The 12,426-nt window shown below is 34.4% G+C and carries 10 protein-coding genes; 9 read left to right on the top strand and 1 reads right to left on the bottom strand.

Translation table 11 applies throughout. The features are described 5' to 3' along the window. Positions 1-355: 355 nt before the first annotated feature. A complete protein-coding gene (locus JFV29_RS14415) occupies positions 356-688 on the bottom strand; it encodes a YmaF family protein (protein WP_201184733.1) in 333 nt (110 codons plus the stop codon). A gap of 754 nt (positions 689-1,442) precedes the next feature. On the opposite strand from JFV29_RS14415, the gene JFV29_RS14410 reads away from it, so the two are divergent. The 9 genes from JFV29_RS14410 (at position 1,443) to JFV29_RS14370 (ending at position 12,384) form a co-directional block, all read left to right on the top strand. Beyond that, entirely contained in the window at positions 1,443-1,835 is a 393-nt protein-coding gene (locus tag JFV29_RS14410; RefSeq protein ID WP_223305511.1) for a sporulation protein, read from the top strand. 22 nt (positions 1,836-1,857) lie between these two features. Beyond that, positions 1,858-2,739, top strand: coding sequence for a mechanosensitive ion channel family protein (locus JFV29_RS14405; protein ID WP_201184730.1), 882 nt, complete (start codon positions 1,858-1,860; stop codon positions 2,737-2,739). Between the two features lie 507 nt (positions 2,740-3,246). After that, on the top strand, positions 3,247-4,506 hold the full coding sequence (locus JFV29_RS14400) for an MFS transporter (RefSeq protein ID WP_201184728.1): 1,260 nt from the start codon (positions 3,247-3,249) through the stop codon (positions 4,504-4,506). A gap of 1,038 nt (positions 4,507-5,544) precedes the next feature. Next, on the top strand, positions 5,545-6,954 hold the full coding sequence (locus JFV29_RS14395; RefSeq protein ID WP_201184726.1) for a metallophosphoesterase: 1,410 nt from the start codon (positions 5,545-5,547) through the stop codon (positions 6,952-6,954). A gap of 220 nt (positions 6,955-7,174) precedes the next feature. Next, positions 7,175-7,357 (top strand): twin-arginine translocase TatA/TatE family subunit, encoded by a 183-nt coding sequence (locus JFV29_RS14390; RefSeq protein WP_201184724.1) that lies wholly within the window; start codon positions 7,175-7,177, stop codon positions 7,355-7,357. Positions 7,358-7,985: 628 nt separating this feature from the next. Next, positions 7,986-8,621 (top strand): FMN-dependent NADH-azoreductase, encoded by a 636-nt coding sequence (locus JFV29_RS14385; protein ID WP_201184722.1) that lies wholly within the window; start codon positions 7,986-7,988, stop codon positions 8,619-8,621. 739 nt (positions 8,622-9,360) lie between these two features. Continuing rightward, positions 9,361-9,786, top strand: a complete 426-nt coding sequence (locus tag JFV29_RS14380; RefSeq protein ID WP_201184720.1) for an OsmC family protein — start codon at positions 9,361-9,363, stop codon at positions 9,784-9,786. A gap of 794 nt (positions 9,787-10,580) precedes the next feature. Beyond that, positions 10,581-10,838 (top strand): DUF2533 family protein, encoded by a 258-nt coding sequence (locus JFV29_RS14375; protein ID WP_056522882.1) that lies wholly within the window; start codon positions 10,581-10,583, stop codon positions 10,836-10,838. Positions 10,839-11,685: 847 nt separating this feature from the next. After that, positions 11,686-12,384, top strand: coding sequence for a Crp/Fnr family transcriptional regulator (locus JFV29_RS14370; protein WP_201184718.1), 699 nt, complete (start codon positions 11,686-11,688; stop codon positions 12,382-12,384). Positions 12,385-12,426: the final 42 nt, after the last annotated feature.

Raw genomic sequence — 12,426 nt, 5'->3', positions numbered from 1 at the left:
TATGAGTTAGACTACAACCAATATTTTTATAAGAAAAAACGCTACCCTAAAGTTTTCTTTTAGTCAGGTTCATCAAGTTACAATCGTTAATTTTTATATTAACTAACTTCCTCAATACCCATATGTATGCCAAATTATAAAGATATCCATATGAGTATTCACATCTATTGATGTAGGAATTATTGGCCTTCTTGGATGATTTGAAAGACCTGGATATTGTATAGGTAGCCGTAGGAATTAAAACATATAAATAAAAATAAAAGCAGTAAGATTCGCATATTCTAACTGCTTTTGCACGTTATTATACAGGTAATCTTCATAAAAAAGTATAATTATTGGAACAGCTTGAATGACTTTACTTATTTCCAGGCGCTGGCTGGTCAACACCCTTTACCTGATGGCGATGTCCGTTTGCTTCAGTCGTATAAAAATCATAATAATGAACATGCATTCCATTTCCTACTGGAATAGCAGGACCCGAATATGCCTGGTAATAATGAGTATGACCATCTTCAAAGACAACATAACCCTCAGTGTAATGCACATGGTTATCATCTTTAATCATAACTGGAGGTGAAGTTACATCTAAACACAGATGAACATGGCCATCACTAACAGATGTATAGTCAACGGACCCATGATTATGGTTTGGCACAAATCCCTGAACAAAATCATCCTTTCCAACCATCTTAACACTCCTAACTATCACTTTTCCAAAGAATATTGGTCGCTATTTTTATAACCGTTCACCCATTTTTTGCATTAAATCCATCTTCCAATACCTAAATCATGTAAACGTATTGGTTCAAGTAATACATGGTTGACAAGATGCTACAAATTTGGCCTGTTTGGATTAAAATCTTATACTGCTGCCTTGTTTTATTGTATTTCCGATTGGTACTTGACATGCCCCTAAATTCAAGGAAATATGTTTAAAACCATAAGATTTGATAAAGAATACCTACTTTCCATTAGCTCCCGATGACTTTCTGCTTTTAATTTCTTTTACCTTTCTTTGACGCTGAAAACGTACCACTAATCACACCATGCTTATCTAAAAAGAATACTCCTATTTTAGTAAACATTGGTAAGCTAAGTGATTTCCGGGAGTTATTCCCGGAATTCCATAATACTAAAAAGGTTTGACAAACTTTCTAATCTTACCGTATGATAAATAATATACTTGAATATATTCTCCTAAGGGGAGTAGCTTTTACAACAATGTCGTCAATACGGAGTTCTTCGCTCTCGGCTTTGTTGGCAACATTTTGTTGTTAGCCAGACCTTACCTAGTGGTAAAGGTCTATTTTCTATTAGTAAACCTTTACCGAAATGGTAAAGGTTTTTTTGTAGTCCGGATAATGTAGCCCTTCAAGAATTGTTTAAGCTAAGCTTGTGGAATGATAAATGAAAAACAAATAAATATAAATGGAGTGTATTCTTTGATACTGAGAAAATCTTTGTTACTTTTAGGGATAGGGTCTGCACAGATAGATTTAATCCTTCCCAAAAATACGTATAAATCTGGTGAATTAATAAATGGGTATTTCTTGATTAAGGGTGGTACCCAGGAGCAAAGAATAAGGAGGATTGAATGTGATTTAATTATGGATACTCATTCTACGGGAATGGAAGATATCCTTAAAACGAGCACCATTCTATCTTCAAGTGAGATTGATTCAGGGGAAAGTAATGAAATTCCTTTTAACTTTCGTCTGCCTACATTAAAGGAACCATATAAGCGAGGGGTTTCCTATCGCCTAAAAACGAGACTTATTCTTGATAAAGGGATAATAGGCAAGGATGATGATTGGATTTTAATCGATTCTGAATAAGAGTGGAAACGAAGGTGGGAACATGGATATTTTGAATTTTACAGAGCGGGCTTTGGATTATTTGAAAGAATTCTTATTATTGAGGCTTTTTATAATAGCTCTACTGTTATTGGCCGGTTATTATATATTAAACAAAATGGTTGAATGGTTCTTTAGAAGGTCTAATTTTTTTGAGGAAGAAGTCGAAAGAACGATACAGGGTGTTACTCGTTCTGCTCTAAGGTACGGTATTTCGGCGCTTTTCCTCATTTATCTGATTGGACAGTTTATTGACATAAAGGGAATACTGGCTGGAGCTGGGATTGTAGGGGTCGTTATCGGATTTGCCGCTCAACAAATGCTTAAGGATATTTTATTGGGATTTGTTAGGTTTTCAGATAATGAATTTCGAGTGGGGAACTTTGTTACATTTAATGGGACAAGTTCCGGGACGGTTGAGGAAATTGGCATCCGGTTCATGCAGATTCGGGAATGGTCAGGAAAACTGCTTACTATCCCACACAGTGAAATCAAGACGATTCAAAATTTTAATAAAGGGAGAATGCGAATCATTGAACGCATCACGGTGAGTTACCAAGAAAAACCAGATAGGGTGAAGCATCTGTTGGAAGAATTATGCCTCACCTGTAATGAGAAGTTTGCTGAAAGCCTTCTAAGGCTCGAGGACGGTACACCTGAAGAAGATTTTAGATATCTTGGCATTACCGATTTAAATCCGAATCTTAAATATGTTGGATATGAGCTATGCATAGTTGGACTAGTAAAACCTGAAGATTATTTTGAAACATCAAGAAATGTGAGGTTTGAGATGATGTCTGCTTTACATGAGCATCAAATTCAAATGCCATCTTCCAATTTACTTGTTCAGACAAATCCGAATCATGGAAGTTTGATGGAAAGCTAAAAAAGAAGCATCTTTTTGGATTTTTGTTGGGGCTATTTCGAAAGTGGTTATAAATAATATTGGATTCTTATGAAATGACGGATTGTGGGGAAGTCATTATTAACTAGGACTGTTGAGGCAGAAAAATAGACTCAGCAACTATTCATGAGGTTGAAGAATATAAACGGGCTTTCTTAAAGAAAGTCTGTTTTTTTATTTTCATGACTTAATACTTGGTAATTATTCTATAATAGTATTATTTTTTGAAATTTGCACTTGATTAATCAGAATGATTCGTTTATTATATAATTAACATTAAATGGAAGGGTGACCTTTAAACAATGATATATAATCCTATTCTTTAAGAAAAAATGCGTGTTAAATACGAACTTTTTTCTGGATAGGATTAGTCTGTACATTAAAATACAAACAAAGATCATTGTGTTCCTTCCATCATCAGGGATATTTTGCCTTTTTAATTTGTATTGTACTGCCTCCTGTCCAGATATTTGACAGGAGGTTTTTATATTGGGGAAAAACGCATCTGTAACATTAAGTAATAAGGAACCTAACTTATTTACAAATCGTGTATTTCGGGCCATTATCTTTTCAGGATTATTTCTACAAATAGGGATATGGGTACGGAATTTTGCAGTTTTGTTATTCGTTATGGAACAAACAAACGGTGATGCCTTTGCCATTTCAATGATTTCAGTGGCTGAATTCGCACCTATTTTTATTTTTTCATTTATTGGTGGGACGTTTGCAGACCGATGGAGCCCGAAAAAAACGATGGTTTGGTGTGATATTTTAAGTGCAGTATCGGTATTTGCTGTGCTTATCGCCCTTATCTTCGGAAGTTGGAAAGTGGTATTTTTTGCAACATTAATTTCAGCAATACTTTCTCAATTCTCTCAGCCATCGGGCATGAAGCTATTTAAGATGCATTTGCCAGAGAGTCAAATTCAAACAGGGATGTCTGTATATCAGACCGTATTCGCCGTATTTATGGTTTTAGGCCCGATCCTGGGTACATTTGCCTTCCAATCATTCGGAATCAACATCTCGATTGCGATTACTGGCCTAGCGTTTTTACTATCAGCGGGTGCACTCGCTTTCCTTCCAAAAGATCGCAAACTGGATGAAGGAACCGTAAAAACGACATTATGGCAGGAAATGAAAAGCGGAGTGAGCTACGTGTTGCGAAAAAAAGAGCTAAGTCTATTAGGATTATGTTTTCTGGCAGCCGGGCTCGGACTTGGATTCATTCAGCCGCTCTCGATTTTCCTAGTTACCGAACAATTAGGTCTGCCGAAGGAAAATCTACAATGGTTATTTATGGTGAATGGTATTGGTATGATTTTAGGCGGTGCTGGAGTGATGATTTTTGCTAAAAAAGTGGCACCGCAGAGGTTATTGGCCTTTGGAATGCTTGTGAATGCCATTGGATTAGCGGTAATGGGGTTGTCGACCAACCTTTGGATTACACTTTCCGCAGAGTTCTTTAACGGGCTAATGTTGCCTTGTATTCAAATTGGAATTAATACATTGATATTGCAGAGGACCGAAGGCGAGTTCATCGGAAGAGTAAATGGAATCTTAAGCCCATTATTCACTGGTTCGATGGTTTTGACTATGAGTGCGGCAGGAGTGTTGAAAGAACAATTTTCACTCGTCGCTATATTTGAAACAGCGGCATTCTTTTTTATTATTGGGATGTTTTTCATTTTGCCATTGTACAATCAAAAGATAGAAACGAAATCATTGGAAACTCAGTCGCAGGAATAAGGAAAAGTCAGTGAAGTGGTGAAAATTTACATGTAAGTTGAAAGCAGAGAGCAGGCTCTCTGCTTTTTTGAATAACATGAATCTAGAAGATATCAACTTATTAAAGGAGGGTATTACTTAAAGATTGAATCTGGCTACTTAAACTTTGTACTTCATTCACTATGTTATTCATGAATAAATCGTTAAGAATAATATACTATTGGTTTCTGAAGGTAACAGAAGCTAAAAACCATTAATAAAGAGAAGTATAACTATTGCCGGGTAAATTTGATGTTGCATCCTTATTTAAGGTTTGCCAGTTTGATAGGATTAACCGTATTATTTCAGATTCTAAGCTGTCGGAAAAAGTATTGCAGAGGTACGAAAAGAAGGAATTGAGATTGTGAATAAATAGAAATCATACCATGTTACATTGAGGAAAAGTGAATGTTGGCTTTTCCTCTTTTTATTAGTTTAAAAAATGAACATGGAATTATTTGTTTGAATTAACAACAAAATCAAAAAAATACACTTCACATTAACGTTAGCTTAATAATTAATAAGTAATATTGAGTTGGAAGTAGGCCGTTTGTGGAAAAGTTGTTTTATTGTGGGCTTTGTAGAGAGCAAATGATGGTCGGAAACAAATCAATACAAGCATTAACAATTTTTCCGTTATTATTACCTCGCATAGACAATAAATACTGTACCGACAAACAAGTCTTAGTTCCTCTAGATCTTTCATATAGGAAGATACAGAATTCAAATTAGAAAATTTTATTCCTTCTTTTTAGAGTTTTCAAAGTAAGTGATACACAATTTGCGTTACTAACTTTAGGAGTGAATTTTTCTACTGAAAAAATGAATATAAGAGGGGGATTGAGTGGCGGGTTCCATGATATGAATACATTCTTATTACCAAAATTTCAATGATTTATTATATATAAAATAAACTAAAAGTACCTTGGAATTTGCTTTACTTACATAAATTTTTAGAAATTTCATTAGATTGGTCTTAATTGAAATCAATAAAATCATATTGTGAAAAGAGGAGTAGCAATGAAAGATGAGCAACTAAAAAACGAAACTGAAAAATTGTCAAATACTATCTTAGAAAAGGGAATGGATCGACGTAGTTTTTTGGGAGGTACAACGAAGATTGCCGGGCTTACTCTTGGATTATCGCTAGTAAACTCACTAAATGGACTTGAGGCCGAAGCAGCATCGCATGTCGAAAAAGCATCAAAGTTCGGTTTACACAAAAATCCTGATTTGGTGTTTCCTGTTATTAGTGATGTGCATATGTTGAAGAGTGGTACAACCGATCTGCAAAAGTTGGGTAGCGCATTGCATCAATTGAATGAGTTGGTGCCAAAACAAGATGCTCTTGTTGTTGTTGGGGATTTAACAGAAAATGGATTTACGGAAGAGTATGATCGCTTTGTGGCTCTTTATAATGCAAAAAAACAAACGCAGGCCGCTTCTTTGTTTGCGATAGGAAATCATGACTATTGGAATGGTTTATCTGTAACAGATGCCCAAAAACTGTTTTTAAAGAAAATGGGGATGGAGTCTATTTTCTACCATAAGGTAATCAAAGGGTTTCATTTCATAGTTCTTGGCACTGAAAATGGAAAGACAGAAGGATACTTTTCAGAACAACAAATTGCGTGGTTAGGGGAGCAACTGCAGCAGGCGAAACAAGATGATCCTAAGAAACCGATATTTGTGTTTCTGCATCAGCCTATCAAAAATACAGTATACGGGAGTGAATGGGGATTCGAAGTTAACAGAGAGTTACTGTATAACACTCTAAAAGAATATCCGCAAGTAATTACGTTTTCCGGTCACACACATTATCCATTGGATGAACCAAGAGCAATCCATCAAAAGGATTTTACCTCTGTTGCAACAGCTTCTCTAAAAAATATGTGGGTAGAGGCTGGGTATCTTCAAGGAGAATTACCTAAAGGATCCGAAACCTTTAGTCAGGGTCTAATTGTAGAGGTTCATGGAAACAAAGTGAACATTCATCGTCGTGACTTTAATCAAAATAATTGGATAGGCGAGCCATGGGTAATTGACTATCCCGCTAAAAAAAATACATTTAAATATACAGAAATGAGAGAGCAAGTAAAACCTCATTTCCCTAAAGGAGCAAGCATTACGGTTCTTGACACAACTAGTACTGAGATGAATATCATGTTTACTCAGGCAAATGATAATTTACTGGTACATTCTTATAAAGTAGTGGCGAAGAACAAACAAACAGGACAAATAGCGAAAGAGTTTCGGGCTTTCTCAGAATTCTACAAAGATCCTATACCCAACCCATTCGTTCTGCCAGTTAAGGGATTGCAGCCAGGTATAAGTTATGATATCGAAGTATATGCGATAGATTCATTTGGGAATATGAGTAAAACATTCTTGAAAATAGAGGGAAAAACAAAAGCATTAGCTACTCTCTAATATAACTTTAGCTTTCAGGAGAAATACAAGAGGACAACCTGATGGAAAACAAACCGTGAAATCGGCGTACCATTTTTACATATATGGGAACAGGTGCTGCAGCCCTTGCAGCCGTAACTTCTGGTTTACTATTTTAAGAGAGACAGCCAATATAGAAACTGAGAGTTTGTTACGTTTTAGACCGAAGAAAAAAGGAATTAAATTTTAAGGAGGATACACAATGTTTCAAAATATTGGGATGCCTGGATTGATATTGATTTTAGTCATTGCCCTCATCATATTTGGACCATCTAAGTTGCCCGAAATTGGACGTGCTTTTGGTAGCACATTAAGAGAATTTAAAAACTCTACCAAAGATTTGATTTCTCCAGATGAGAAAGAAGAAAAGACACAATCCAAATAATTTTTTAGGAAAATGTAAGCAACAAGCTTGCATCTTCCTCTTGTCTTTACAAGTATTCCATCTGAAGAATGAGTACTCCCATATCCCAAATGTTTTGATAAAGAAAGGCGATGTTGAAAATTAAGTCTGGTGTAAAATATAAAGTAGTACCTATAAACAATTGGGCAACTGCAGATCATGTATCTTTAATAGCTAAGTGATATTTAGAAATAAAAGGAAGAGTGGCAATTAATGTTCTCTCTTTTTTCTTGTAAGGAAGTTTCCATTTTATTTCCGTAAAATGTCTTAGCCTGGGTTTTAGGTTTAGAAGTATCGTTTTTGCATGTGACTATATAATTTAGACAGTTTCATTTTTAATGGGCTCCTTTTATTCAATTTTCGCGAAAATATTCAGCTGCCCTTTATAATGTTGTGATTTTTAACTAGGCGTAATTCTTGTACAAGGAATTGTGTCTTTTTTAGTTACATTAGTTATTTACCTTTTATGGCAAGATTCCTTTTTGATACAAAGTAGAAGATATAACTACCTAAAATTAATGATATTTTAGCTAGAGGTAATTGTATAAATGTTAAATTACTTAGACAAACTAGAATGTTCAAATATGTAAAAGGGAAGGAAAGATGCAGAATGACAAAGGTATTATACATCACAGCTCATCCGAATGATGAAACTCAATCTTACAGTATGGCCGTTGGAAAAACATTTATTGAAACTTATAAAGAAGTAAATCCTAGCCATGAAATTGTGAATATTGACCTTTATAAAGAAAATATTCCTGAAATTGATGTGGATGTTTTCAGTGGTTGGGGAAAACTTCAATCTGGAAAGGGATTTGAAGAACTTTCGTCGGAAGAGAAAACTAAAGTTGGTCGACTCTCAGAATTATGTGAGCAATTCATTGTTGCCGATAAATATATATTTGTAACACCATTATGGAATTTTTCATTCCCACCAGTATTAAAAGCATATATTGATTCTGTTTCTGTTGCAGGAAAAACATTTAAATATACCGACAAAGGTCCAGTTGGCCTTTTAACTGACAAGAAAGCATTGCATATTCAAGCTCGTGGTGGAATTTATTCCGAAGGACCAGCAGCTGAAATGGAAATGGGACACCGATATCTAAATATCATAATGCAATTCTTCGGAGTTCCTTCATTTGAAGGATTATTCGTTGAAGGACATGCTGCAATGCCTGATAAAGCACAAGAAATTAAAGAAAATGCTATTACAAGAGCAAAAGATTTAGCTTCTACTTTTTAATTACCATAGAATCAACAACTTGTTGGCTTTTTTTATGTAGATTTATACTTAAAGCTATCAGACCTTCAACAATCAGGTGCTTTAGTTGAAGAAGCATTAAACAAACTAGATGCCTGAATTAACATAAAGAACCTATTTTGAATTTCAATATTTTTTCAAAATAGGTTCTATTATTAGTCGGAAATCCAGACTGGAATGTTAAATGTGATCAACTTTTATTTTAGATTTTTAAAAAGAGGGTTTAGTCCAATACTGTTTTGGCTTAGAAAAAAACGTAAAATAGTTAATTAACATCCTAAATATAAAAAGGAGTAGAGAGTTTTCCTTACTCCTTTTTTGCATGAAAAGATTTCCCCTGCAGAGAGACTATTCTTAATAAATTGAAGATAGGTATCAGTCGTGAAAAGGTCAAGACGTAGTGCTTGTTGCAATGACAGTTAAAAGATAAAAAAATCCTGCAAATCATAGTATCCTTGTTAATTACAGAATAGCAGTGAAAATTTGGTTAAATAATTTCTAGCTATATTACATAATATATAGGTCAAACAATCTCTCAAGGGCGTTCACATGTTAACTATGTAAAATAAGAATTGGAATAGTCCTTAAGGTACTCTAAGACTCAACACAAAAAATAGTCGGTAGGTTATGTACTAATAAAAACTTAATTGACCTGAAATTTTGTTAAATAGCTCTACGAACGTTTAAAGGATAGGAAAACACCAAGGAAGGGTTGAAATAATTGAAGACAATAATTAAATGGTCAGGAGAAATGGCTTTTTCTGGATCTACTCCGTCAGGACATGTAATAAAAATGGATGCTGCCAAAGAAGTAGGAGGACAAAATAGTGGAGCGAGACCCACAGAGTTACTGTTACATTCCTTAGCCGGTTGCACAGGAATTGATATTGTAATGATCTTGAAAAAAATGCGATTTGAACCAATTACTTTTCAAATAGAAATAGAAGGATCACGGGCAGAAAATCATCCAAAACGATTTACCGATTATCATATCCATTATTTACTAGAAGGGGAACTGCCAGAAGATAAAGTGGTCCGTGCTATTAAATTATCGAAAGATACGTACTGTTCAGTATATCACTCATTAAATGCAAACATTGAAGTGAGTTATTCAATTAATGGAGTCAATGGAGATCAAAAATTATAATTTTTGATCTATGAACTATTTACCACTATTTCAATTTACTCTCGACATATTAGAGGGAGTAATTTAAAGCACAGCTAATTTTTTAATGAATTTTTATATTATTTAAAATAACCGAACTTTTCGCTCCTTTATTTTTTATGCAATGGCTTATGTTCAAAAAAGAACCTTCTTTTATTGAAAATACTATTGAATTAGAGTTAAAGCGTTTACGAACGTTGATGCGAAAAAGTATTATTAGAACCCATACATGAGGAAAATAATAAAGATTCTTTAATGTACATATAAACCCTTTTACAATCCATTTAAAGGTCCTTTCATTTTTTAAATCCCGCTCTTGAGGTGAATTGTGTGGTTTTATACCCCAATCCTTCAATGGCTTTTTTGTGTTTTAAAACGTTAGGATAAAGTGATTAGTGCGATGGGATTTACACAAATAAGCAATGTATTAGTTGCATGACCATATGCTATATATGTACGGAGAAAGTCAACCGATTATCCTTTTCGGTAGCAAAACGCTTGAGATATTAAGTGGTCTACCAGTTTTGTTTCTAGTGAAGAAAAAGATGATCAGTAGACAAATTCTTGTTCCACAGAGACATGCTTAGATAATATTCTTTACAAACATCTATTAGGGATTTAACGGTAATCTAAAGGTTAATTAGTTTTGTACGTCAGAGTTCCCCAAGCTTAATTTAATAGATTTATTGAAAATTGAAAATTTGAATTCTTTAGTTTTCTATATTATCTTGTTATTATAGAAGTAGCTATTAGAAAAATCATAGGAGTGAAGGACAATGAGTGTACATAAAGCCCTTTCTTTACATGCCCAAAAACAAAATCAACTTTTTACTGAATTTTCCCTTTTAGACCAACAACGTGAAGATTATATTCAAGGAGCTATTGAATTATGTAAAGCTGAAAAGGATTTTACAACAGACCAAATTAATCAAATCACTATGCAAATCAATGTTCTTGCAAATCAAAGGTTTATACCTACTCGTAAATTAGTTACCCCAGACATGGTTCGTTCATATGTGGAGTCATTGAAGTAAACTAATTTACAGATCTTGGATGTAAGAAAAAGCACCGAACATCGGTGCGAGCCTGACACTCATTATATAGATGAGTGTTTTTTTATGCACGAATTTTAAACTACCAATTAAGATAAATGGTATATAGAAATATTTTTAGTTGTTTAGTTGGAATGATATTAAGAGGGATATAGAGTTATTAGATACTGTTGAATTCACCTAAAATGGTGGACACTTAAAAAGGTCCGATTTGGGCTTTTTAAATAGTAATAAATCAAGAATGATGAAAATAGAAAAACAATGGCATCATGAATAACATAGCTAGTTCAATTGTTTGTTCTTCGCTTTAAAAGCATGATTCTTTAAGGCACATGTAGGCGTGGCAAGAGTAAACCACCTTTCGATGATTGCGTAGTCCTTAGAAGGTCTGCTAAAGAAAAACCGAGTAATTGTTAGATTGAGGACATATGTCCTTTCCAAAATACGTGAATCTATCATTTAATATAGAGAGCAATCTAAATGGGTGAGTGAAAAATGAGAGGAAGTTTCTTCGCGTTTTTAGGAAGTACCTTTATTTCTTTGCAAGAAGTAGTTAATTAGCGGATGATTCAAGATATAAGAACTTGGTAAACTGCAACGATTACCTAATTGGGATTCGTGATAACACTATTTTAGCAGTGCTCCTTGCCCAGCTCAGTTTGATCTTTGGCATTGTTAGTGGCTGGCTCGGTGAAATCAAGCAGCAGATGAAGCTACCGCAGTTTATCGGTATTGGGTATGTTGGTAGCTAGCGTTGTGATATTAGTGCTTAAATAGTAGAACTTTTTCAGAAATGGAATGAATGAGAGGGCAGAGGAGGAAGCGATTCATGAAGCAAACCGAAGATAGACAGCAACTCAATTACTATTTGCATGCTCATCAAATAGAATCTATATTTAACGCTCCATTAATAGCCCAGTTGTCGTTGTATAGCTTTGATCAGGGAGAGATTATTTGTGCACAAGGAGAGCCATCACAGTATCTCTATATACTTGTGAAGGGGAAAATAAAAATTTATACCACCTCTTTGGAAGGTAAGAAATTGATTCTTTCTTTTAAGACACCACTTGAATTGGTTGGGGATATTGAATACGTACAAGGTATTGATATTATCAATACGGTTGAGGCCGTCTCGTCTGTTAACATGATTGGAATTCATTATGATTCGTTAGGAAAATACGGAAGTGATTATGCACCGTTTCTACAATTTTTACTCAAAACCATTACAAGAAAATTTTGTATTAAATCTAACTCTTTGAGCTTTAATTTGATGTATCCGGTAGAAATACGATTAGCAAGTTATTTATTGTCCATATCTTTTGATGAATCAGATGCTCATTTTAAAGGCCGTCTCAGTACAAATAGTTTAAGAGATGTAGCGGATTTAATCGGGACGAGCTATAGACATCTCAATCGAGTTATCCAACACCTCTGTACAGAGGGTTTGATTGAACGTAACAAGGAGTTCATCCATGTTAAAAATCGAGAAGGATTGAGTGACCTAGCCAATCACAATATTTATGAATGAATTAGAATAGAATCATTAAATTGGGGAGTAGAGGTTATTATT

It is taken from the genome of Peribacillus sp. TH16, assembly GCF_016651095.1.
GTDB classification, from domain to species: Bacteria; Bacillota; Bacilli; order Bacillales; family DSM-1321; genus Peribacillus; species Peribacillus butanolivorans.
Note: the sequence above shows the minus strand (reverse complement) of the source record. Positions and strands in the feature narration are given on the sequence as shown.